The following is a 23,388-nucleotide window of genomic DNA, read 5'->3' as shown; positions in this document are numbered from 1 at the left end:
CATCAACTCATGTACATGCCGCCGTTTACCGGAACAGTAGCCCCGGTGACATAGGCAGCGCCGTCCGAAGCGAGAAACGCTACGACTTTGGCGATCTCTTCGGCCTGACCGAGGCGTCCCAGGGGAATCTGCCCCAGGAGCGCATCACGCTGGGCTTCCGGCAACTCGCGAGTCATATCGGTATCAATGAAACCAGGCGCCACGGAATTCACCGTGATACCACGCGAACCGACCTCACGAGCCAATGCACGACTGAAACCCTCCAGACCGGCCTTGGCTGCCGCGTAGTTTACCTGCCCGGCGTTGCCCATGGCACCAACCACCGAACCGATATTGATGATTCGCCCCCAACGCGCCTTGGTCATGCCGCGCAACACGGCCTTGGACAGACGATAAAGGCTGTTCAGATTGGTGTTGATGACATCGTGCCACTCGTCATCCTTCATGCGCAGCATCAGATTATCGCGGGTAATGCCAGCATTGTTGACCAGAATTGCCGGCTGCCCGAGGTGCTGCTGAATGTGTTCGAGAGTGCTGCTGACCGACTCGTCATTACCGACATCCAGTACCAGGCCGGCACCTTCGATACCGTTTTCCTTAAGGGTCTCGGCAATACGCTCGGCGCCAGAAGAAGTAGTAGCAGTGCCGATGACGATCGCACCCTGGCGCCCAAGCTCAAGGGCAATGGCCTGGCCGATACCGCGACTCGCACCTGTAACCAGCGCCACCTTACCTTGCAGATTCATAGCATTCTCCTTGTTCAAGCCAGTGCCGCACGAGCGGCCGCAAAGGCTTCGGGGGTATCGAGATTGTAGGTATTGATGCCTTTGACGCAACGCTTGTTAAGACCCGAAAGAACCTTACCGGGACCACATTCGACCAAGGAGGTCACGCCACGCTCGCCCAGAGCGACCATCGATTCGACCCAGCGCACCGGGCTGTACAGCTGCGCCAGCAGATCGCGCTTGAGCGTATCCAGATCCGCCACCACGGCCGCGCTGACGTTCTGCACCAGCAGAATCTGCGGCGCCTGCCAGGCAATTGCCTCCACAGAGGCGGCGAAGCGTTCGGCAGCCGGACGCATCAGATCACAGTGGGATGGCACACTCACCGGCAGCGCCATTGCACGCTTGGCACCTTTTGCCTTACACGCTTCGATCGCACGCTCCACGGCAGCAGCGCTACCTGCGATCACCACCTGACCGGGGGCGTTGAAATTGACAGCACTGACCACGTCACCCTGCGCCGCCTCGGCACACGCCGCCAGCACATCTGCGTCCTCCAGCCCGAGAATGGCAGCCATGCCGCCCTGCCCTGCCGGTACGGCCTGCTGCATCAACTGACCACGCAGCTCGACCAGCTTGACTGCATCGGCGAACGGAAGACTGCCGGCAGCCACCAAAGCCGAATACTCTCCAAGGCTGTGCCCGGCAACGAAGGCAGGCTGCACACCACCCTCAGCCAGCCACAGACGCCAGATTGCGACGGAAGCTGCCAGGATCGCCGGCTGGGTCTTGTCGGTCTGATTCAGCTGCTCTTCTGGGCCGTTCTGGGTCAATGCCCAGAGATCATAGCCCAGCGCCGAGGAAGCCTCGGCAAACGTATCGACGATCACGCTCTGCTGAGCACCCAGCTCGGCCAGCATGCCAAGGGACTGAGACCCTTGACCGGGAAAGACGAAAGCAAGTGATGCGGACATGAAAACGACTCTCTTGTGGTTCTGTTCGTCTGAAGAATACGCCTGTGACAGGCGCAGCGAATTTCAGTTGGATGGCTCGCCATCGGCAGCAGTCACATCATCGCCCACAGCGGAAGGATGAGATCCACCGAGATAGTGACCCAGCCGACGAGCCAGCTGCCCGGGAAGATCATGCTCGACGTCCTCCGCTGCACGCCGCACGGCTGCTTTGAAGCCATCCGCACCAGCACCGCCATGACTCTTGACGACGATACCCTGCAAGCCGAGAAAACTGGCACCGTTGTATTGCGCAGGATTAAGTTCTGCGCGAAGCCGGCGCAAAAGCGGCAAGGCCATGGCACCGACGATTCGCGCCCCGAAGGACCGCCTGAAAAGCGCCTCGACCTTGGCGACCAGCATGCCCGCCAGCCCCTCGCTGGACTTGAGCAGCACATTGCCGACGAAGCCATCGCAAACGACAACATCGGCCTCGCCGCGATAGAGGCCATCACCCTCGATGAACCCCCGGTAGTTGATGCCCGGCGCCTGCTGCAGAAGGGCAGCCGCCTGCTTGACTGGCTGGGTACCTTTTATTTCTTCGGTGCCGACATTCAGCAGCGCGACCCTTGGCTGATCCCGCCCAAGCGACTCCGCTGCAACCACCCCCATTACCGCAAACTGATATAGCTGGTCGGCAGGGCAGTCGACGTTCGCGCCGAGATCCAGCAACAGACAGGGATTACCCTGAGTGGGAAGAGCTGTCACCATCGCCGGCCGATCAATACCCGGGAGGGTCTTCAGTATCTGACGCGCCAGCGCCATAAGCGCCCCGGTATTACCGGCGCTCACGCAGGCCTTCGCATTACCGTCGCGCACCTGCTCGAGCGCAACTCGCATCGATGAACGCGGCTTGCCGCGCAACGCCTGCGCAGGACGCTCGTCCATACTGATCGTTTCGGGTGCATCGACGATTTTCAGGCGCGATCGATCGATCCCGGGGTGCTGGGCAACGAGCTGTTCGAGTAGAGAGGCTTGGCCGACGAGGACCAGATACAGCGAGGGGTTTTCAACCAGACAGGAAAGACTGGCCGGAACAATGCAGTGGGGACCGAAGTCCCCACCCATTGCATCAATCGCGATGACCGGAACGGACAAGGATTACTCGTCAGCGCCCTTGTCGATCACCTTGCGACCACGGTAGAAACCATCCGGGGAAACATGGTGACGCAGGTGAACTTCACCGGTGCTCTTTTCCACGGACAGAGCGTTCGGCACGAGAGCGTCATGCGAACGACGCATGTCACGGGCGGAACGGGATTTTTTGTTCTGCTGAACAGCCATTTGGATCAACTCCTAAACGTTTGGGTCACGCTTTAACTGCGCCAGTACGCTGAACGGGTTGGACCGCGTTACCTCGTCCTCACTCGGCTCAGGCTCATCTGGCCCAACCGGCGGCTGGCAAATTTCAGGGTCATGGAGTGGAACAATCGGCAGAGCGAGCAATAGCTCGTCTTCGACCAGCGCCAGCAGATCCAGAGGATCCTCTCCCACTTCCAGCACGTCATACCCTTTAGGCAGGTGCTGGCTGCTCGCCCCTTCATTCACAACGGCATAATCGCATTCACTGTGAATCGGCAGAACAACCGGCTCCAGACAGCGCTGGCAAATCATCTTGACCTCAACATCGAGCTCACTGTGGATAACCGCAGTACGCTGCTCATCACGCCCGAAGGTAAAACTGGCGCGCACCGCACCCTGATCATCCTCAAGAGGATCAGCGAGCCGCTTGAGCTGTGACAATGGCAGCTCACCCATCAGAGTGGCCGCTCGGTCAGCGAGCTTACGCGGATCAACGTGCGGAGGTATCGGTCCTTTCAACATAAGCGCGGCATTCTAGGGACGCACCTGCGACCTGTCAAAGGAATTCCACCCACGTTCACGACGCAACGCATAGAATCTCCTCCACCTATATATAGGAGGAATCATGCGCCACCTACTGCTCGCATCCAGCTCACGTTATCGCCAGGAGCTGCTATCCCGCCTGCGACTACCCTTCGACAGTTGCGCACCGGAAATCGACGAAACCGCCCTGCCCGGCGAGAGCGCAGAACACCTCGTGCGCCGACTCGCCGAGCGCAAGGCCAGCGCACTGGCCACCCGCTATCCAGACAGCCTGATAATCGGCTCAGATCAGGTGGCGGTACTTAATCAAGATATTCTCGGCAAGCCACATACATTCGAACGAGCCAAACAACAGCTGCTCGCGGCCAGCGGCGGCAGCGTCAGATTTTTCACCGGCCTGGCCCTACTCGACAGCATGAACGGCAAACTGCAGGTAGCTTGCGTGCCATTCACTGTCCACTTTCGGACATTGGATGAAGCGCGAATCGAGCGCTACCTGAAGGCGGAACAACCCTATGATTGTGCCGGAAGCTTCAAGGCCGAAGGGCTGGGCATCAGCCTGTTCCGCGCCACCGAGGGCGAAGACGTCACCAGCCTGGTGGGCCTGCCACTGATTCGGCTGGTGGACATGCTTCTGAACGCAGGCGTCGAAGTCCCGTGAAGCGGGAGCACTACCGCAGCGCCGGCCCCTGCAATCCAACCAGGATTGCCAGCCGCTCAGCAACACCAGCGCCCAGCTTCTTGGTGAAGCGATCGAGCGGCGACTCCTTGATCGTGAAATCGACCATCTCCGGCTCGCCAATCACTTCGCGAGCCACATGAGCAGTACTACCCAGACCATCGATAAGCCCCAGCTCCAAGGCCTGCTCTCCGGACCAGACAAGCCCCGAGAAAAGCTCGGGATGCTGAGCATCCTGGAGACGATCACCACGCCCACGCTTGACGGCATCAATGAACTGCTGATGAGTGGTAGCGAGCACGCCACGCCAGAACTGGCTCTCCTCGGGCTTTTCTGGCTGGAAAGGATCAAGGAACGCCTTGTGTTCGCCAGCGGTATAAACCCGGCGTTCAACGCCCAGTTTGGCCATCGTATCGACGAAGCCGAAAGTCGCAGCAGTCACCCCAATCGATCCAACCAGACTGGATTTATCCGCATAGATTTCATCCGCCGCACTGGCAATATAGTAAGCACCCGACGCGCCAAGGTCGGTGATCACTGCACAAACCTTGATCGCCGGATACTCACTGCGCAGACGCCGGATCTCGTCATAGATATAGCCTGACTGAACAGGGCTGCCTCCAGGACTGTTGATGCGCAGCACGACACCCTTGGTATTGGCATTCTCGAAAGCAGCCCGCAAAGCGCCGACTATATTGTCGGCACTGGCAGACTCTTCGTCGGCGATCATTCCGCGCACGTTGATCACAGCCGTATGGCTTTCCTGCGCCCCCTTGCTTTTACCGAACTGCAAGGCTGGCGAAAACAAGGCCAATGCACCGAACAAATATACAAATGTCAGCAGCTTGAAGAATATGCCCCAGCGCCTGGCGCGCCGCTGCTCCTGAACCCCTGCAAGCAGCGTTTTTTCCAGCAACTTCCAGCTATTGCGATCTTCCTTGGATTCGTCCACCGGAGCCTTCCACTCATCCGACATTTACATGCACCTCAGTACCAGCCGCGGAGCGCAGCCAACTGCCAAGCTCCGAAAAATGATTGATCGCAGCGCGAGGCTCATGCTGCTGCAGAACATGCAATGGTTGCGCACCATAGGCGACAGCCACACTGTCCACTCCGGCTCGCCGCGCCATCTGCAGATCGAATATCGAATCACCGACCATCAGGGCCTGCTCCGGACGAGCACCGCAATGAGCGAGAATCTCCTGAATCATCAAGGGATCGGGCTTGCTCGCCGTCTCGTCCGCACAGCGAGTGATATCGAAGAAATCTTCCCAACCCTGCCCGGCCAAGACACGATCCAGCCCCCGCCGCCCTTTGCCGGTCGCAACCGCTAGCAAATACCCTGAATCTCGAAATTCCGGCAGAGCCTTGGCAACGCCCGGATAAAGCGCCGAAGGCTGTGCCTCCAGGGCAAGATAGTGTTCGCTGTAGAAATGGCGAAAATCGTCGATCAGTCCGATATCGGCGCGATCCGGGTACAGCACGTTAACAGCCTCGGGCAGAGCCAACCCAATGATACCCTTGACCAGTTCGTCGTTGACTTGCGGCAGCCCACAACTGCGAGCGGCAACATGTATAGACTCGACGATGCGGCCAATCGAATCGACCAGCGTGCCATCCCAATCGAATATCAGAACCCGATACTTACTCACCGAGACGCTCCAGCGTTCGCGCCCACATTTCGTCGACCGGTGCTTCCAGGGATAACTCGCCACCATCAGGTAGCGGAACCTTCAGCGCGTATGCATGCAGGAACAATCGCTTGCCGCCAAGCTCACGAATCTCGCGAGTGAACTCCTCATCACCGTACTTGCTGTCGCCGGCGATGCTGTGCCCGGCATGGCGCGCATGCACCCGAATCTGGTGAGTGCGCCCGGTTACAGGCTTGGCCTCGACCAGCGTTGCGAACTCACCGAAGCGACGCAGTACGCGAAACAGCGTCAGCGCTTCCTTGCCATCCTCGGTCACTTCAACCATCCGCTCACCGGAGCGCAGCGTGTTCTTCAACAGCGGCGCACTGACCTGCTTCTTGGATGTCTCCCACCGTCCACGGACGAGTGCCATGTAGCGCTTGTCGACACCGTCTCCGCGCAGAGCCTGGTGCAAGTGGCGCAACATGCTGCGTTTCTTGGCAACCATCAGCAAGCCGGATGTGTCGCGATCCAGTCGATGCACCAGTTCGAGCTCCTTGGCATCGGGTCGCAACTGCCGCAAGGCTTCGATAACGCCGTAGCTGAGCCCGCTGCCACCGTGTACTGCTATGCCAGCCGGCTTGTTCAGCACGATGAGCGCCTTGTCCTCATAGACAATGGCCTTATCGAGCCTCTCCAGCAGCCCCTGAGCCAGCGGCTCGGGCTCGTCACGCTCAGCCAGACGCAGCGGCGGTACACGCACCAGATCGCCGGCTTGCAGTTTGTATTCCGGCTTGATGCGCCCCTTGTTCACCCGCACTTCACCCTTGCGCAGGATGCGGTAGATAAGCGTCTTGGGCACGCCTTTGAGCTGGTTACGGAGGAAATTGTCGATTCGCTGGCCGGCGAGTTCCGGCGCGACCTCGAGTATTTGCACACCGGAGGTCTGGGAGGGGGTATTGGTCATCGGGGCATCATAGCAATTTTCATGGATTTGAAGCACTTAAACATTGCTGTTATAGTCGCGAACGCCGCCAAAAGCGGCCAGGTCACGGGAGGCCAATGATACGCCCGCCCTGACTGGCAAAAATGTTCGAGGACGTGAGGCCGTCCGACGGAGCTTCCCTCAAGTAGCGGTGAAGTTGCGAAACAAGCCTTGAAGACATGATGCGTGCCCCCACTGGGGAATCGCGATAACAACCCGCTCCCCGGATTCTGCGAGCGGCACCCGATTTTCAAAGTATGCGTGTTGGGTGGAGATGCACAGCATCGGATTGCGTAGCAAAGGCTTTCACAGACGCTCCATTCCGTCCGCTACCGATGCCTGATTCCTCCTCCCGAACCATTGCTTCTGTTCCGACAGCAAGCAGGAGACGTCGTCGCGACGCCGGCCCATTTGGCCGCACATCGCTGGACACTGGAGTGCCTTACAACCATTCCTGACTCACCTGACACCGACCGCGAGAGTCGTGTGTGCCGAACGCCGTTTCCGGATGCCACGGAAACCGACGGTACTACATGAAAAGAATGCTAATTAACGCAACTCAGCCCGAAGAGTTGCGTGTCGCACTGGTCGACGGCCAACGCCTGTTCGATCTGGACATCGAATCCGGTGCCCGCGAACAGAAGAAAGCCAACATCTACAAGGGCAAGATCACCCGCGTCGAGCCCAGTCTCGAAGCCGCCTTTGTTGACTTCGGTGCCGAACGGCACGGCTTCCTCCCCCTCAAGGAAATCTCCCGCGAGTACTTCAGCAAGTCGCCTGAAGGCCGCGTGAACATCAAAGACGTCCTGCGCGAAGGCCAGGAAGTCATCGTTCAGGTAGAAAAGGAAGAGCGCGGTAACAAAGGCGCCGCACTGACCACCTTCATCAGCCTCGCCGGCCGTTATCTGGTGCTGATGCCGAACAATCCGCGCGCTGGCGGCATTTCGCGCCGCATCGAAGGCGAAGAACGCAACGAATTGCGCGAAGCCCTGAACGGTCTCGACATCCCGGCCGACATGGGCCTCATCGTGCGCACCGCCGGCCTGGGCCGCTCCAGCGAAGAACTGCAATGCGACCTCGACTACCTGCTGCAGCTCTGGACCGCGGTCAAGGATGCATCCAAGGATCGCGCCGCACCGTTCCTGATCTACCAGGAATCCAATGTCATCATCCGCGCCATCCGCGACTATCTGCGCCAGGACATCGGTGAAGTACTGATCGACAGCGTAGAGGCGCAGGACGAAGCGCTGAGCTTCATCCAGCAGGTCATGCCGCAGTACGCCAGCAAGATCAAGCTGTACGAAGACTCCGTTCCGCTGTTCAACCGCTTCCAGATTGAAAGCCAGATCGAGACAGCCTTCCAGCGCGAAGTGAAGCTGCCTTCCGGCGGCTCGATCGTCATCGACCCGACCGAAGCTCTGGTGTCCATTGACATCAACTCTGCGCGCGCCACGAAAGGTGGCGATATCGAAGAAACCGCGCTGCAGACCAACCTGGAAGCCGCGGAAGAAATCGCCCGTCAGCTGCGCCTGCGCGATATCGGTGGCCTGATCGTCATCGACTTCATCGACATGACGCCAGCCAAGAACCAGCGCGCCGTTGAAGAAAAGATGCGCGAAGCGCTGGAAGCCGACCGCGCACGCATCCAGGTCGGTCGCATTTCACGCTTCGGCCTGCTGGAAATGTCCCGCCAGCGTCTGCGCCCATCCCTTGGCGAGACCAGTGGCATCGTCTGCCCGCGCTGTAACGGCCAAGGCATCATCCGCGACGTGGAATCGCTGTCGCTGGCTATCCTGCGTCTGATCGAAGAAGAAGCGCTGAAGGACCGTACCGCCGAGGTTCGCGCCCGCGTGCCGTTCCAGGTCGCCGCCTTCCTGCTCAACGAGAAGCGCAACGCGATCACCAAGATCGAACTACGCACTCGCGCGCGCATCTTCATCCTGCCGGATGACCATCTGGAAACGCCGCACTTCGAAGTACAACGTCTGCGTGACGACAGCCCAGAGATTCTGGCCGGCCAGGCCAGCTACGAGATGAGCCAGACCGAAGCCGAGGAAACTCAGCCGGTCAGCTCCACTCGCACCCTGGTTCGCCAGGAGGCCGCGGTCAAAACCGCTCCGCAGCGCACGGCGCCAGCAGCAGCTGCGGCGCCAGCCGAAGCACCTGTCGCCGCGCCGGCACAGGAGCCAAGTCTGTTCAAAGGCCTGATCAAATCCCTGGTCGGTCTGTTCGCAGGCGAGCCGAAAGAACCGCAAGCCGCTGCCGAAGTTGAGAAGAAACCCGCCTCTCCGCGGCCACAGCGCAACGACGAGCGTCGCAGTGGACGGCAGCAGAACCGCCGCCGTGACTCTCGTGGTGGCCGTGACGAAGAACGCAAGCCGCGTGAGGAGCGTCAGCCGCGCGAAGAACGTCAACCCCGCGAAGAGCGTCAACCGCGTGATGACCGTCAGCCACGCGAAGAGCGCCAGCCACGCCCGCCGCGCGAGGAGCGCAAACCACGCGAGCAAGGCGAAGCCGCCGAGGCCCAGCCACGCCGCGAGCGAGCTCCGCGTGAAGAGCGCAAGCCTCGCGAAGAGCGCAAGCGCGAACTGCGCGCGCCGATTGATGAAGCCGCAGTAACCGCAGCAGCAGAAGAAGAGCAGGTTGAGCGCCAGCCGCGCGCGCCACGTGAAGAGCGCAAGCCGCGTGCCGAACAGCAAGCTGTCGCTGCTGCAGACGAACTGCTGCAGCAAACCGAAGACGCGAACGAAGCCGAGGACACACAAGATACAAACGAGGCTTCCGAAGGCAATGATGGCGAGCGTCCACGCCGCCGCTCTCGTGGCCAGCGTCGCCGCAGCAACCGTCGCGAGCGCCAGCGCGATGCCAACGGCAACGAGATCGATGAGGTCGACGAAAGCAACGCGCCGGTCAAGACCGAAGAGATCGCGGTTGCGGCAACGGCAGCCGCGATGGCCGCAAATACTGCCGACACCGAAGCTGCGCCTCAGGTCAAGCTTGCCGATGACGCCGTGATCCAGACCAGCACCGAAGGCGTCGCAACCATCGTCGAGCAGGCACCTGCTGCAGAAGAGGTTACTGCCGAGCGCATGACTGCCGAGGAACCTGCAGTAGTCGAAGCTGTAGTCGAGGCTCCGGTAAAACCGACCGAAGTTGCAGCAGGCGAAATTGCACCAAGCGAAGTGCCTGCAGTGCAGACAGAGGTAACTCCGCAACCAGCCTCCGAGTTGGTTGTCGAGAAAACCGAAGCAGCACCGATTGTGGCACCCGCATTGACTCCTAGCGGCCGCGCACCAAACGATCCGCGCGAAGTCCGTCGCCGTCAGCGCGAAGCCGAGCGCCTGGCCAAGGAAGCGGCCGAAGCCGAAGCCAAGGCCGCAGCCGCGCAACCGTTGGCCAGCCCGGAGATTGTTGCTGGTGAACCGGTTGAAGCAACGCAGACCGAAGCCATTGCGCAGCCAGTAGTCAGCGATGTCCAGCCGGAGCAGGTGGTGGAGTCCGCGCCTGCTGCTGAAGAACTTGCCAGCGAAGAGCAATCGATCAATCCGGCCGTCGAGCCCGCTCAGCAGGCGCAAACGCCAGTAGCGGAAGTAGTCGAGGAAAAACCAGAAGCACCGGTATCCGAGGAGGCGCGTCAAACTGCCCCCGAGGAAAAGGCTGCTGAAGGCGACGAGCCAGATAATCGTGAAAAGCCACAAGGCTAAGCACTGATGGCGCAAAAGGGATGCTTCGGCATCCCTTTTTTATGGGCGCGTTCCGCCTTCAGAAAGATTTACGCCAGCAAAACAACCAAACCATCCGAGCCCAACTGCGCAGCTCAGCGGGCCGTCCTCGGGCAAAAGGGTCCGAATATGGAGAGTTCGCGATACGTTTTATGCAAATCGAGGAGTGCTTTACGGCAACCCAGCGACGCCCGAATCGACGCTCACTGATCCACGGCAAGCAAAAGGTGGACCGATAAAGGTGGCCGTGACGGCTAGAGACGCAGCGCCCTACCCTGCCTTGAGGGTCCTGGAGACCAGAAGAAAGCTGCATGTATCGCAGACAGCGGAACTGCGGAACTGCGGAACTGCGGAGGCTGACCAGCGCAATGGCGACTTGAGGCCGCGGTTCAGATCACGTTCGGCTCGATTTCCAGCGCAACACCGAAGCGCTCGAGGACGTCGGCCTGGATTCGCCGCGCCAGCTGCAGCAGCTGCTCGCCGGTGCCCTGACCGTAATTGACGAGCACCAGCGCCTGCAGTCGATGCACGCCGACATCACCCTCTCGAAACCCTTTCCAACCGGACTTCTCGATCAACCAGCCCGCTGCCAGCTTTACCTTATCGTCGTCTTGCGGATAGGCAACAAGGTCAGGATGACTGTCACGAAGCGCTCGCGCAGCGGCAGCCGTGACCAGTGGATTCTTGAAGAAACTGCCGGCGTTGCCAAGCTGTTGCGGATCCGGCAACTTTTCACTGCGAATGGCGCAGACCGCTCGACTCACATCCTGCGCGGTCGGCGCGACGATTCCCTGCTCCGCCAGACGCTGGCGAATCGGGCCGTATTCGAGATGTAACGCCGCCCGGCGACGCAACGCGAAGCGCACGCGCAGAATCAGGTAACGACCCGGCTGCTGCTTGAATAGGCTGTCGCGGTAACCGAAGGCGCAATCTTCAAGGGCGAACTCGCAGAGCTTTCCCGTGTGACTATCCAACGCGGTGAGCCCGGCGAAAACGTCCTTTATTTCGACACCATATGCACCGATGTTCTGAATCGGTGAAGCACCAACCGTCCCAGGTATCAGACTGAGATTCTCCAGCCCGACCAAGCCCTGATCCAGCGTCCAGAGCACGAACGGATGCCACGGCTCCCCGGCCTCAGCCTCGACCGTGACCTGCTCGGCGGTCTCCTCGACGATGCGCTTTCCGCGACTGGCGATGTGCAGCACCAGCGCCGGTACGTCACGAGTCAGCAAGAGATTGCTACCCCCGCCGATGGGCAACAGCGGCACATTGAGCTGGCGAGCACGGGCAAGCGCATCGCGCACATCACCGTCCCCATGCGCTGCGGCGAAATACTGCGCGCGCTGATCGACGGCAAAGGTGTTGAATGGCTTCAACGAACGGTTGGCTTCTATGGTGAGGCTCACAGTCGGCCCTTTATCTCGGCAAGCAGCGCATCGCTGGCCTCTTCGATGAGGTCCAGCACATTGTCGAAGCCGTCGGTGTCGCCGTAATAAGGATCGGGCACTACATCGCAGCCGAGCCCGTAGCGACGCAGCAGCAGGTCGACCTCCGCCTTGGCGCCGTGCTTCGGGCGCAGGGCCTGCAGCCGTGACAGATTGTCGTGATCCATCGCCAGGATGAGATCGAAGCGCTGGAAGTCCGCAGTGGAAACCTGACGGGCGCGCAAGGCGTCAAGCGCATATCCGCGCCGTTTCGCCGCCTCGCACGCGCGCCGGTCTGGTGCCTTGCCGACATGCCAGTCACCGGTTCCGGCAGAATCGATCTCGACTCGCGGACCAAGCCCGGCCTGTTCGATCCGCTGGCGGAACACACCCTCGGCCGTAGGCGAACGGCAGATATTGCCCATGCAGACGAACAGCACTTTCATTTCAACCACCCAGCAAACGGCGAACCCGCTCCAGGTCCTCCGCCGTATCGACCCCGGCGGGCGGCGCTTCGATGGCATCAGCGACATGGATGCGGCGCCCGTGCCAAAGCGCGCGCAGCTGCTCAAGACACTCCGTGTCCTCCAGCCAGCACGGTCCCCAGGAAACAAAGTCGGCAAGGAAGCTGGCACGGTAGGCGTAGATGCCTATGTGGCGGCGGTAAGGCACCCCCTCGGGCAGCCGATCGCGATCTGCCGCGAACGCGTCTCTCGCCCAGGGAAGCGGCGCCCGACTGAAGGTCAGCGCCAAGCCGTCGATGTCCGAAAGGACTTTCACCACGTTGGGATTGAACAGCGCCTGGACATCGGTGAGCGGCTCAGCCAGTGTCGCGATGGCAGCTTCCGGATGCGCTGCCAGGTTTGCCGCTACCTGATCGATCACAGCCGCAGGTATCAGCGGCTCATCGCCCTGTACGTTGACCACAATGGCATCGCCTGGCAGCCCCAGTTGCTCGGCAACCTCGGCGAGTCGATCGGTACCGGAATTGTGATCGGCGCGAGTCAGTACGACCTGGGCACCGAATGCCGAACAGGCTTCGACGATGCGCGAGTCGTCGGTGGCGACCACGACACGCTGAGCGCCGCTCTTGCTGGCCTGCTCCCACACATGCCGGATCATCGATTTGCCGGCGATGTCCTGCAACGGCTTGCCTGGCAGACGGGTCGATGCATAGCGGGCGGGAATCACGACGGTGTAAGCGATGCTCATTTGTCCAGGCGCTCGTCCACGTCCAAGGTCCGGGCTTCGCTCTCGAGCATCACCGGGATGCCATCACGCACCGGAAAGGCCAGAGCATCGGCCTTGCAGATCAGTTCCGATTTGTCATCGGTCAGCTTCAGCGGCCCCTTGCATAGCGGGCAAGCCAGAATATCGAGCAGTTTGGTATCCATGCGCAGTCCTTGGGGGCAGTCGACCGCGTTGGCAGATCGAGCAGCTTAAGTGTGATCGGGCAGTAATCGCGCCAACTGACCGTCGAACCAGGTGACAAAGGCAGCTGAGGGCACAGCCTGCACCTGCAGATACGACCAGCCTGGCGGGGCGAACGCCCGGCATTTCACCGCATCCTTTTCGGTCATCACCAGTGGCAGATCAGGGCTGAATTTCAGCTGCTCCGAACTGTAGGCTGCATGATCCGCGAAGGCATGTGGAATCGGTCGCCAGTGTAGCGTTTCGAGCGTGGTGAAGAAACGCTGTGGGTTACCGATGCCGGCGACCGCATGCAGTTGCTGCCCGGCAGGGAAATGATCGAGCGGCCAGCGCTCGCCAGATATCAGTTCGACCAGCGCGACAGGCTGAAGGCTGAACCCATAGCCTGCGGTCGAATCCATCTGAGCACCGTTGAGCAGAACCGCGTCCACGCTCTGCAGGCGCTCTTCCGGCTCACGCAAGGGGCCAGCCGGCAGACAGCGCCCGTTGCCCAGCCCACGTACCGCGTCGATCAGCACAAGCTCGAGGTCACGGGCCAGGCGATAGTGTTGCAGGCCATCATCGGAGAGGATCAGGTCGAGGGGCTCCACCTCCAGCAAGTGACGCACGGCGCGAGACCGATCCGGGTCGATCACCAGCGGTACGCCGGTACGCTGGACTATCAACAGCGGTTCGTCGCCCGCCTCTTGTGCCGAGTCCTCCGCGCGAACACGCCAAGGCAATGATGGTGGCACTGCACCGTAGCCGCGGCTGACGACGCCGACGCGAAGACCACGGCTTCGACAGTGTTCGATCAGCCAAAGAATCAGGGGGGTCTTGCCGGTTCCACCCACCGTGATGTTGCCCACCACGATGACTGGCACTGGAGCCCGATAGGTAGCGCTTTCGCCCTTGAGGAAGCGCCGCCGCTTGGCCTCGACCACGCGGCGGTAGAGCAATTCCAGCGGAGCCAGCAAACGCAGGGCGGAATGCCCTTGGTACCAGGCGCGCTGCAGGCGGTCAGTGAATGACATCAGGGCGACGCCTGCGCCTCGACAGTTGTGATACGCAGCTGGCCGAAACCCAGCTTGCCAGCGGCGTCCATGGCCGTTATGACCGCCTGGTGCGGCGTCTTGCCATCGGCACTGATGATCATCGGCATCCGGTTGTCGCCGCCGGACTCCTTGCTCAAAGCTGCCATCAGGGAGTTGAGGTCATTCTTCAACAGCGCTTTGCCGTTGAGCGAGTAATTGCCTGCCACATCGATCAGCACTTCCAGCTGGCGTACCTCGGCATCCTGCGGTGGGGTGCCGCTGGCTGCTTCCGGAAGATCGACCTTGAGCTGCGTTTCACGGGTGAAGGTAGTGGTGACCACGAAGAACAACAGCAGGATGAACACCACGTCGATCAGCGGCGCCAGCCCTATCTCCACGTTCTCACGAGGTTTGCGACGGAATTTCACGCCTTGTCCTCACCCAGATCGACATCACGGTCGCCCTGCACCACTTCCACCAGCTTGATCGCCTCCTGCTCCATTCCGACGACCAGTTCGTCAACGCGACGCTGCAGGAAGCGATGGAAGAACAGCGCGGGAATACCAACCATCAGGCCAGCGGCTGTGGTGATCAGCGCCTTGGCGATACCGCCGGCGAGCAGCGGCGCGTTGGCCATGCCAGAGCCCATGAAGGCGCTGAAGATTTCGATCATGCCCAGCACCGTTCCCAACAGGCCAAGCAAGGGCGCGATGCCGGCGATGGTGCCAAGGGCGTTGAGGTAGCGCTCCAGATCATGGACGACGCGGGCAGCCGCCTCCTCGATGCACTCCTTCATGATCTCGCGACCACGCTTGGAATTGCTGAGACCGGCGGCGAGGATCTCACCCAACGGGGAGTCGGCGCGCAGCTCCTTGAGCTTCTGGTTGCTGAGTTTCTTGTCCTTGATCCACTTCCAGACCTGGCCAAGCAGGTGCGGAGGTGTAACGCGGCTCGGACGCAGCGTCCACAGGCGTTCGGCGATGATGCCGGCGGCTGCGATGGAACACAGGATGATTGGCAGCATTATCCAGCCGCCTGCTTTGACCAGCTCCCACACGAGATGAATCCCCCTCGAAAAAGTGGCGCCACTCTAGCATAGGGTCGCAGGGTCGCCGACGGCCGCCGTTCTCATTTTTCCCGCCAGAATCGGCGTTCTGCACGCTGCACCTTGGCCGTTGAGAAATCACCCAGATCGATTCGAATTGCACCGTCCAGGGCGGTGTCGTAAGTATCGGTCCCAAGAGCTGTGAGACGCGCGCTCACGCTTGGGTGAGGATGACCGAAGGCATTGTGAAAGCTGCGGGAGATCAACGCCGCAGCTGGCTCTACAGCGCGCAGAAACGACTCCGACGAGGAGCTGCGACTGCCATGATGCGGCAGCAGCAACCACTGCGCCTGCACCTTCTCCCCACTGTGCAGCAACGCCTGCTCCGCGGCCTGGTCTATGTCGCCTGTCAACAGGATGCGTTCACCATTGGCTTCGACCAGCAGAACACATGACATCTGGTTACTGTCACGCGCTGCCTGCCATTGCCAAAGAGTGAAGCGCACACCGTTCCACTGCCACTGCTCGCCACTCTCACACGGCTTTGCATCCAGACCAGCCGCATGTCGTTGCGGCTCCCCGCTGATGAGCCGCGCGACCGGCATAAGGCGCTGAATCGCCTGAGCGCCGCCTGAGTGATCATTGTCGGCATGGCTGAGCAGCAGCATATCCAGCCGACTCACAGCCAGGCTTCGTATAGACGGGAGGACGACCCGCTCGCCTGCATCGAAGTCGCCCTGCCGCGGCCCCGCGTCGTAGAGCAGCGCATGCTCTCGCGTGCGCACCAGCACTGACAATCCCTGCCCCACGTCCAGCACCCACACCTGCGCTCGGCCCTCCGGCACCTCCATGCGCGGCGGGAACGCCATGGGCAACAGCAACATCACTCCCAACGCACGCAATGGAATGCCGGCAGGCATCAGCAACAGCAATACGCCCAGCCCGATCATCAATAACGCCCACCAGGGTAAGCCAACGGCAAACCAGGCCGGTCGCCAGGTCGCGATGAAGCTCAGCAGCTCGAACAGCAGATCCAGAGAACCGCCCACCAGCCACAATATCGCTTCACCTACGCCCCCCAGCGGAAGCAGGATGGTGCCGAGCAGCGCAAATGGAACTGTCAGGCTAACCCAGGGCACCGCAATCAGGTTGGCCAGCGGGCTGCTGGCGCTGACCGGCAGCCCCAGCGCCAGCAAGAAAGGAAGCAGGCCTAGGGTGGCAGCCCATTGAGCCCGTAGCAGCGTCTTCCACCAAACCCACCGGCCAAGCCTGCCAGCGAAGACCAGCGCCAGCACCGCCACCGCTCCGAACGACAGCCAAAACCCTGGTTGCAGCGTCACCAACGGGTCAATCAGCAGAACACCATTGAGCGCAAGCAGCAGCGGCTGCCATACGCCCAGATGCCGGAAACGCAGGCGCCAGAGCAATACCACCGCAACCATGAAGCAGGCACGACGGACCGGAACGTCAAAGCCTGCGAGCCATCCGTAGCAAAGGGCCCCGGCGAGCGCCAACCCGCACGCACATGGCAGCCATGGCCACCTCCGCGGCCAGGCACCTGACCGCGCCAGCAAGGCGACCAATCCGTACAGCAACCCCGCGAGCATGCCGATGTGCTGTCCGGAGATGACCATCAGGTGCACGGTGCCGGTGTCCTGCAGCACCTGCCAATCGCTGCGACTCAGACCTGAGTCATCACCCACCACCAGCGCGGCGATCGCACCTTGCCGATCGAATGCAGGAATATCCATCAGGCGCGCCCTCAGCCGGTCACGCCAGCCATCGGCGGCAGCCGAAGCCGAGAGACGCTCCCCAGCCTTGACGGTGCCGGTCGCGCCGATCCCCCGCGCCAGCAGCCAGGCTTCGTAGTCGAACGATTGTGGGTTGACCAGGCCACGCGGACGCTTCAACCGTACCGCCAGCCGCCAGCGCTCACCGGCCCGCAGTTGCGGGCCACCGTACCAGGAAAGACGGACTTTCGAAGGCAACCCGACATGCCGCGACTCGATATCGACGAGCTCGAAGCGCACCACGTCGCCAGTCGCAGCAGGCAGGCCGACCACCCGCCCTTCGATCCAGAACGTGCGGCCATCCATCGATACGGGCAGACGATCAGCAAGGGCGTTCTGGCTTTGATAGCAGGCCCAGCCCAAACCAAGGAGGAACAAGCCAAACGGAACCCAGCTCCTGCGCATGAGCATCAGCACGCCGAGCGTTATGAATGCAGCGCAGGCCGCGATTCCAGGCAGCGCTGGCAAGAACCGAGGCAGAACAAGCCCGGCAGCCAGCGCCAGCATCCATGTGCGCATGATTCAGACTCCTGGAATCCATTCCGGGACGCAATTTCGATGGTCGATTTGTCGCAGGCGTAGACCTAATGTCACAAAACTACTGTCAGCGTCGCACCGCGATTCGAGGCATAATCGCCGGGCTGCTGCCTGCCAGAGAACCTTCATGCCGCGTCGTTTTTTCAAACGCTACATGCCGCACCCTGATCGCATCAAGACTAACAAGTCGCTGCGCTTTCTCGGCGCGCTGATTCACGATCCCAATCTCTGGCATCTCAATCGGCACTCGGTAGCGCGCGCCATGGCGATCGGCTTGTTCTGGGCAATGATTCCGATGCCGCTGCAGATGCTCGCCGCGGCCTTGTGCGCATTGCCTGCGAGAGCGAACCTGCCGATCGCGGTGGGGCTGGTCTGGCTGACCAATCCGTTGACCATGCCACCGGTGTTCTACTGCAACTACAAGGTTGGGACCTGGCTGCTCGACACGCCGGCCAACAACATGCCCGCCGAGTTGAGCCTGGCCTGGGTACGGCACATGCTGGAACACAACTGGCAGCCACTGTATCTCGGGTCCCTTGTTACCGGGATCATTCTCGCGATTCTCGGCTACGCCTTTACCCAGGCCTACTGGCGTTGGTGGGTTGGTCGCAGCTGGCGCCGGCGGCAGAACGGCCGCCGGTAGGGGGATTACTCGTAGCGCAACGCCTCGGCTGGCTGAGTCTGCGCCGCACGCCATGCCGGATAGAGGGTGGCAAGGAAGCTAAGGCTCAATGCCGCGACCGATACCAGCACCACATCCTCCAGGCGCAACTCCGATGGCAGGGTGCTGATGAAATAGACGTCCGAACTGAAGATATGCTGGCCGGAAACCTTTTCCAGCCAGGTCACCAGCTCACTGACATTCAACGCGCCCAGCACGCCAAGGACGATGCCAATCACGGTGCCGCTGAACCCGATGATGCTGCCCTGCACCATGAAGATCGCCATGATCTGCCGCGGCGTTGCGCCCAGGGTGCGCAGGATGGCGATATCCGCGCGCTTGTCGGCCACCACCATGATCAGCGTCGCGATGATGTTGAAGGCCGCCACCGCGACGATCAGCATCAGCAACAAGCCGATCATGGTCTTTTCCATTTTCATCGCGCTGAACAAGCTGCCCTGGGTGTACGACCAGTCTTCCACTCGGTAACCGTCGCCCAGCGTGGCGCCAACCTGCGCAGCCACTTCCGGTGCACGATACAGATCGCTCAATTTGAGCCGCACGCCCTGGACCTGCTCCGGTGCCCATCGATGGATCTGTGCGGCGTCGGCGCGATGGATCATCCCCAGGCTGCCGTCCAGATCGGCTCCGACCTTGAACACACCGACGACATTCAGGCGCTGCATGCGTGGCGTTACGCCTCCCGGTGTCGAACTGACTTCCGGCACGATCAACGTCAGCTTGTCGCCCAGCTTCAACCCGAACCGCCGGGCCGTCATCAGACCGATGATCACGCCGAACTCGCCAGGCTTCAGCTGATCGAGGCTGCCGCCGACCAGGCGCTCACCAACGATGGATACCTGCGCTTCAGCCTGCGGGTCGATACCGCTGATCTGGATAGGCTGCATGCTGCCCTTGAACGACAGCATGCCTTCGAGCTGCGTAACCGGTGCCATGCCGACGACCTGCGGGTGCGCCGACAGGCGCGCCGCGACTGCTTGCCAGTCATCCAGCGGCTGCTCGCCGATGACGGTCGCGTGGGGCACCATGCCGAGGATGCGCGCGCTCATTTCACGCTGGAACCCATTCATCACAGACAGCACCATGATCATTGCCAGCACGCCCAGCGCCAGGCCGATCAGAGAAGTCAGCGAAATGAACGAGATGAAATGGTTGCGTCGCTTGGCCCGCGTATAGCGGCTGCCGATAAAGACACTCAGGGGCCTGAACATCATTCAGCCACCAGGCGTCCGTCTTCCAGACGCAGGATCTGGTCCATCTGTGCGGCCAGTTGACGGTCATGGGTAACCACCAGAAAGGCGGTCTGCAGGGAATTGCTAAGTTCGAGCATCAGGTCCTGGATACCTTGCGCGGTGTGGTGGTCGAGGTTGCCGGTCGGCTCGTCGAGCAATACCAGGGCGGGCTCGTTTACCAATGCCCGGGCAATGGCCACACGCTGACGCTCACCACCGGACAGTTCGGCCGGCTTGTGCTCGAGGCGATGCCCGAGGCCGACCCGCGTGAGCAAGGCGGCAGCCTTGCGCCGTGCTTCGGGAATCGGTGTACGGCCGATCAGTAACGGCATGCAGACGTTTTCCAATGCCGTGAACTCTGCGAGCAGATGGTGGAACTGATAGACGAAGCCCAGGGCCCGGTTACGCAAAAGGCCGCGGTCCTTCTCGTTGAGCGCCGAAAGCTCTTCGCCAGCCAGCCAGACGCTACCCTCGCTGGGCGTATCCAGGCCGCCAAGCAGATTCAGCAGCGTGCTCTTGCCCGAGCCGGAGCTGCCGACGATTGCCACGCGCTGCCCTGGAAACAGCTCCAGTTGAAGCCCGGACAGCACCTCAACCGACTCCGGGCCCTGCTCGTAGCGTTTGCCGAGGTTGCGGCAGCTCAGCACCGCGTGCTTTTGCGAAGACAGCTCGTTCATAACCTGTTCACTCATAACGTAGCGCCTCAGCCGGCTGGGTGCGTGCGGCGCGCCAGGCCGGGTAAAGAGTCGCGAGGAAGCTCAGGACCAGCGCGGCAACACAGACCTGGATGACATCCGCAGCCATCAGCTGTGAAGGCAGATAGTCGATGAAATAGACGTCCGCACTGAGAAACTTGTGACCGATCAGCCGCTCCAGGGCAGCGATCCAGCTACTGACGTTGACCGCCGCGAACATGCCCAGCAGCGCGCCAGCCAAGGTGCCGACGACACCGATCACCGTGCCCTGCACCATGAAGATCGCCATGATCTGCTGCGGCGTCGCCCCCAGCGTACGGAGAATGGCGATATCCCCACGTTTGTCGGTCACCACCATCACCAGTGTCGAAATGATGTTGAACGCCGCCACCGCCACGATCAGCAGCAGCAACAGGCCGATCATGGCCTTCTCCATGCGGATCGCCTGGTAAAGGTTGCCGTGGGTGCGGGTCCAATCACGGGAATAGAAATCATCGCCGAGCTGGCCGGCCAGTTCCCAGGCAATGCGCGGCGCCTGGAACAGGTCGTCGAAACGCAAACGCAGGCCTTGAACCTGATCCGCTTGCCAACGCTGCAGGCGCGCGATGTCGGCGATATTCGCCAGCGCGACATAGCCGTCGATTTCGCCTGCGCCGACATGGAAGATGCCTGTCACCGTGAAACGCTTCATGCGCGGGAACATGCCTGCCGGAGTCACAGTGACCTCTGGCGCGACGAAGGTGATCTTGTCGCCTACGCCAATCCCGAGTTTGGCGGCGGCCTTGTCACCGATGACGATGCCGAAATCACCAGCGACCAGGTCGTCCAGCGAACCTTCGCGGAAGAACTGATCGATGATCGAGACCTGCCGTTCGGCCTTCGGGTCCACGGCATTGATCAAGATCTTGGTGACCTGCCCCTGATGCGTCAGCAACCCCTGGCTCTGGATGAAAGGCGCACTGGCGGTGACCTGTGGATGGCCTTCGAGGCGCTCACCCAGCGTTTGCCAATCGCTGATCGGCGTCGGGCTTTCGATGGTCGCGTGCGGCACCATGCCGAGCACACGGGTGCGCATCTCGTGGTCGAAGCCATTCATCACCGACAGCACCACGATCATTACCAGCACACCAAGCGCGAGGCCGATCATGGACGTCAGGGAGATGAAGGAGACGAAGAGACTACGACGTCTGGCGCGGGTGTAACGCGCACCGATGTATACGGACAGCGGTCTGAACATAAATCGACGGGTTCGCTGGCGGGAAAAACAACATGCAGCTGACGCAACCACGGGGCCTGATACACTCTGGCCATTACTGCTATCCGGGTACCGCCATGCCGACACAAGACACTGAAGAACGCCGCGAATACTACCGTATCGAGGATCGTGTGGCACTGGAAATCATGCCGGCAAACCCGGACCACACCCAGGCTAGCGAGCCGTTGCCACCGCTTTTCAGCCTGCTCGGCGAACTGCACCAGCTCGATTTCGAAGCACAGCATTTGTTGCGTCAGATTGCCGAAAGCAACCGGACGCTGGCCAATTATCTGAAGGTGCAGAACAAACGAATCGAACTGCTGGGCCAGGCCTTGGCTCAGGACCTGCTGAAAGATCAAGGCGCTCCGCAACCGGTGGTGCTCTCCGAAGGCGGCATCAGCTTCGCCTGCGATCAGCCGCAGGCGGAAGGGACGGCTCTTACGCTCAAGCTGGTTCTGCTGCCACAAGGGCTCGGCCTGCTGCTCGCGGCTCGTGTCATCTACTGCGTGGCCATGGAGGACGGGCGCTATGACATCGGCACCGAGTTCGAAGCGTTGACTGATGCACAGCGGCAGCTGCTTGCACGACATATCCTGCAGAAACAGGCGCTGGAGCGGCGCCTGGCCCTGGAAAGCCTGCAAGGAGATTGATCGATGCGCCGCCTGGCGACCCTACTGTTCACATTGACATTCAGCCCCGCCCTGTTCGCCGAAGACATTCGCATCCCGGTTGGCCAGCAGGGCCTGCCCGACATGCCGATGCCGGCCCGTGGTGACTCGAAGAATCTTGTGCTCGATCGCTTCGGTCTGGCGGATGAGGAACGTCCCGCCGTCGGCCAACCACCGATCAGCCGCTGGGATTACCGGGAGTTTTCGGTGTACTTCGAAGGCGACCGGGTCATCAACAGCGTGCGCCATCACCAGCGTATCCCATCACCGTCCAAGGAAACCCTACAACCGTGACACTTATCTATGGCCATCGCGGCGCCAAGGGCGAAGCACCGGAAAACACGCTGGTGAGCTTCCAGCAGTGCCTGCAGCACGGCGTACGTCGCTGCGAGCTCGACCTGCACCTGTCTCAAGACGGCGAACTGATGGTCATTCACGATCCGACCCTGAAACGCACCACCGGTCGCCGAGGCAAGGTGGCCCAGCATGACGCCGACGAACTGGTGCGCTACGACGCCAGATTGGGAGGGCCTGGCTGGAAGGTCCCCTGCCCCATACCCAGGCTGAGCGAGTTATTTGAGAAGTGCGATTTCGAGCACTGGCAGCTGGAGGTCAAGAGCGCTTCGCGGGTGCGCGCTGCGCGCACGGTGATGGCCATCAAAGAACTGGCCGAGCGTCATGGGTTGCTCGACCGCATTACCGTGACGTCCAGCTCGCGCGAAGTGCTGCGCGCGCTGAACCGGCTCGCACCGGAAACATCGCGAGGCCTGGTTGCAGAGTACAGCTGGCTCGATCCACTCAAGGTGGCCCGCCAGTACGGCTGTGAGCTACTGGCACTGAAGTGGACGCTGTGCACGCCGGAACGCCTGGAAAAAGCCCGCAAACAGGGCCTGCATGTATCGGTGTGGACGGTAAACGAGCCTGCGCTGATGCGCCGCCTGGCAGACTTCGGCGTCGACAGTCTGATCACCGATTACCCCGGCCTGGCGGTCAGCACGCTGGCGCGTTCCTGACAG

The 23,388-nt window shown here is 61.2% G+C and carries 25 protein-coding genes; 6 read left to right on the top strand and 19 right to left on the bottom strand.

What is annotated here, in order from left to right:
* Positions 1-2 precede the first annotated feature (2 nt).
* From fabG to EA798_RS07020, 5 genes are all read right to left on the bottom strand, one after another.
* Positions 3-746 (bottom strand): 3-oxoacyl-ACP reductase FabG, encoded by a 744-nt coding sequence (gene fabG / locus EA798_RS07040; RefSeq protein WP_106158282.1) that lies wholly within the window; start codon positions 744-746, stop codon positions 3-5.
* Between the two features lie 14 nt (positions 747-760).
* Positions 761-1,699: an ACP S-malonyltransferase gene (gene fabD, locus EA798_RS07035; protein ID WP_122098493.1), complete on the bottom strand. Its 939-nt coding sequence runs from the start codon at positions 1,697-1,699 to the stop codon at positions 761-763.
* Positions 1,700-1,762: 63 nt separating this feature from the next.
* Complete coding sequence (gene plsX, locus EA798_RS07030; RefSeq protein ID WP_122098492.1) at positions 1,763-2,833, bottom strand: phosphate acyltransferase PlsX; 1,071 nt, start codon at positions 2,831-2,833, stop codon at positions 1,763-1,765.
* 3 nt (positions 2,834-2,836) lie between these two features.
* Positions 2,837-3,019 (bottom strand): 50S ribosomal protein L32, encoded by a 183-nt coding sequence (gene rpmF / locus EA798_RS07025; RefSeq protein ID WP_003283674.1) that lies wholly within the window; start codon positions 3,017-3,019, stop codon positions 2,837-2,839.
* A gap of 12 nt (positions 3,020-3,031) precedes the next feature.
* Positions 3,032-3,559 (bottom strand): YceD family protein, encoded by a 528-nt coding sequence (locus EA798_RS07020; protein WP_122098491.1) that lies wholly within the window; start codon positions 3,557-3,559, stop codon positions 3,032-3,034.
* 103 nt (positions 3,560-3,662) lie between these two features.
* Between EA798_RS07020 and EA798_RS07015 the strand changes: the two genes are divergently transcribed.
* Positions 3,663-4,241 carry a Maf family protein gene (locus EA798_RS07015; RefSeq protein WP_122098490.1) on the top strand — a complete coding sequence of 193 codons (579 nt, stop codon included), beginning with the start codon at positions 3,663-3,665 and terminating at the stop codon, positions 4,239-4,241.
* A gap of 10 nt (positions 4,242-4,251) precedes the next feature.
* Here EA798_RS07015 and EA798_RS07010 read toward each other — a convergent pair whose 3' ends face one another.
* Genes EA798_RS07010 through rluC form a run of 3 tightly spaced genes read right to left on the bottom strand, consistent with a single transcriptional unit; the run spans position 4,252 to position 6,857 of the window.
* Complete coding sequence (locus tag EA798_RS07010; RefSeq protein ID WP_122098489.1) at positions 4,252-5,235, bottom strand: S49 family peptidase; 984 nt, start codon at positions 5,233-5,235, stop codon at positions 4,252-4,254.
* A complete protein-coding gene (locus tag EA798_RS07005; protein ID WP_122098488.1) occupies positions 5,225-5,911 on the bottom strand; it encodes an HAD-IA family hydrolase in 687 nt (228 codons plus the stop codon). The genes EA798_RS07010 and EA798_RS07005 overlap by 11 nt, the downstream gene beginning before the upstream one ends.
* Positions 5,904-6,857 (bottom strand): 23S rRNA pseudouridine(955/2504/2580) synthase RluC, encoded by a 954-nt coding sequence (gene rluC / locus EA798_RS07000; protein ID WP_122098487.1) that lies wholly within the window; start codon positions 6,855-6,857, stop codon positions 5,904-5,906. The genes EA798_RS07005 and rluC overlap by 8 nt, the downstream gene beginning before the upstream one ends.
* Before the next feature lie 551 nt (positions 6,858-7,408).
* Between rluC and rne the strand changes: the two genes are divergently transcribed.
* Complete coding sequence (rne, locus tag EA798_RS06990; protein ID WP_208643712.1) at positions 7,409-10,579, top strand: ribonuclease E; 3,171 nt, start codon at positions 7,409-7,411, stop codon at positions 10,577-10,579.
* Positions 10,580-10,986: 407 nt separating this feature from the next.
* Here the strand turns inward: rne and murB are convergent, their stop codons facing one another.
* The 8 genes from murB to EA798_RS06950 all read right to left on the bottom strand — a co-directional run bounded on the left by murB (position 10,987) and on the right by EA798_RS06950 (position 17,822).
* On the bottom strand, positions 10,987-12,006 hold the full coding sequence (murB, locus tag EA798_RS06985; protein WP_122098485.1) for a UDP-N-acetylmuramate dehydrogenase: 1,020 nt from the start codon (positions 12,004-12,006) through the stop codon (positions 10,987-10,989).
* Positions 12,003-12,470 (bottom strand): low molecular weight protein-tyrosine-phosphatase, encoded by a 468-nt coding sequence (locus EA798_RS06980; RefSeq protein ID WP_122098484.1) that lies wholly within the window; start codon positions 12,468-12,470, stop codon positions 12,003-12,005. Before EA798_RS06980 ends, murB begins: the two co-directional genes overlap by 4 nt.
* A 1-nt stretch (position 12,471) precedes the next feature.
* Complete coding sequence (gene kdsB, locus EA798_RS06975; RefSeq protein WP_122098483.1) at positions 12,472-13,236, bottom strand: 3-deoxy-manno-octulosonate cytidylyltransferase; 765 nt, start codon at positions 13,234-13,236, stop codon at positions 12,472-12,474.
* Complete coding sequence (locus EA798_RS06970; protein WP_003299639.1) at positions 13,233-13,418, bottom strand: Trm112 family protein; 186 nt, start codon at positions 13,416-13,418, stop codon at positions 13,233-13,235. The genes kdsB and EA798_RS06970 overlap by 4 nt, the downstream gene beginning before the upstream one ends.
* Positions 13,419-13,463: 45 nt before the next feature.
* On the bottom strand, positions 13,464-14,468 hold the full coding sequence (lpxK, locus tag EA798_RS06965) for a tetraacyldisaccharide 4'-kinase (protein ID WP_122098482.1): 1,005 nt from the start codon (positions 14,466-14,468) through the stop codon (positions 13,464-13,466).
* Entirely contained in the window at positions 14,468-14,896 is a 429-nt protein-coding gene (locus tag EA798_RS06960) for an ExbD/TolR family protein (protein ID WP_015276529.1), read from the bottom strand. Before EA798_RS06960 ends, lpxK begins: the two co-directional genes overlap by 1 nt.
* Positions 14,893-15,525, bottom strand: a complete 633-nt coding sequence (locus tag EA798_RS06955; protein ID WP_015276528.1) for a MotA/TolQ/ExbB proton channel family protein — start codon at positions 15,523-15,525, stop codon at positions 14,893-14,895. The genes EA798_RS06960 and EA798_RS06955 overlap by 4 nt, the downstream gene beginning before the upstream one ends.
* Before the next feature lie 71 nt (positions 15,526-15,596).
* Positions 15,597-17,822 carry a DNA internalization-related competence protein ComEC/Rec2 gene (locus EA798_RS06950; protein ID WP_122098481.1) on the bottom strand — a complete coding sequence of 742 codons (2,226 nt, stop codon included), beginning with the start codon at positions 17,820-17,822 and terminating at the stop codon, positions 15,597-15,599.
* Between the two features lie 145 nt (positions 17,823-17,967).
* Between EA798_RS06950 and EA798_RS06945 the strand changes: the two genes are divergently transcribed.
* Positions 17,968-18,483 (top strand): DUF2062 domain-containing protein, encoded by a 516-nt coding sequence (locus tag EA798_RS06945; RefSeq protein WP_015276526.1) that lies wholly within the window; start codon positions 17,968-17,970, stop codon positions 18,481-18,483.
* 5 nt (positions 18,484-18,488) lie between these two features.
* On the opposite strand, the gene EA798_RS06940 is transcribed toward EA798_RS06945, so the two are convergent.
* From EA798_RS06940 to EA798_RS06930, 3 genes are read right to left on the bottom strand one after another with little or no spacing between them, the layout of a single operon-like run.
* Entirely contained in the window at positions 18,489-19,733 is a 1,245-nt protein-coding gene (locus EA798_RS06940; RefSeq protein ID WP_106158839.1) for a lipoprotein-releasing ABC transporter permease subunit, read from the bottom strand.
* On the bottom strand, positions 19,733-20,431 hold the full coding sequence (gene lolD / locus EA798_RS06935) for a lipoprotein-releasing ABC transporter ATP-binding protein LolD (protein ID WP_106158838.1): 699 nt from the start codon (positions 20,429-20,431) through the stop codon (positions 19,733-19,735). The genes EA798_RS06940 and lolD overlap by 1 nt, the downstream gene beginning before the upstream one ends.
* Before the next feature lie 7 nt (positions 20,432-20,438).
* On the bottom strand, positions 20,439-21,686 hold the full coding sequence (locus tag EA798_RS06930) for a lipoprotein-releasing ABC transporter permease subunit (RefSeq protein ID WP_122098480.1): 1,248 nt from the start codon (positions 21,684-21,686) through the stop codon (positions 20,439-20,441).
* 32 nt (positions 21,687-21,718) lie between these two features.
* Between EA798_RS06930 and EA798_RS06925 the strand changes: the two genes are divergently transcribed.
* Genes EA798_RS06925 through EA798_RS06915 form a run of 3 tightly spaced genes read left to right on the top strand, consistent with a single transcriptional unit; the run spans position 21,719 to position 23,385 of the window.
* Positions 21,719-22,354, top strand: coding sequence for a PilZ domain-containing protein (locus tag EA798_RS06925; protein WP_122098479.1), 636 nt, complete (start codon positions 21,719-21,721; stop codon positions 22,352-22,354).
* A gap of 3 nt (positions 22,355-22,357) precedes the next feature.
* Positions 22,358-22,666, top strand: coding sequence for a phosphodiesterase (locus tag EA798_RS06920; RefSeq protein WP_106158266.1), 309 nt, complete (start codon positions 22,358-22,360; stop codon positions 22,664-22,666).
* Entirely contained in the window at positions 22,663-23,385 is a 723-nt protein-coding gene (locus EA798_RS06915; protein ID WP_122098478.1) for a glycerophosphodiester phosphodiesterase, read from the top strand. Before EA798_RS06920 ends, EA798_RS06915 begins: the two co-directional genes overlap by 4 nt.
* Positions 23,386-23,388 lie beyond the last annotated feature (3 nt).

Source organism: Pseudomonas songnenensis, from assembly GCF_003696315.1.
GTDB lineage: Bacteria > Pseudomonadota > Gammaproteobacteria > Pseudomonadales > Pseudomonadaceae > Stutzerimonas > Stutzerimonas songnenensis.
Note: the sequence above shows the minus strand (reverse complement) of the source record. Positions and strands in the feature narration are given on the sequence as shown.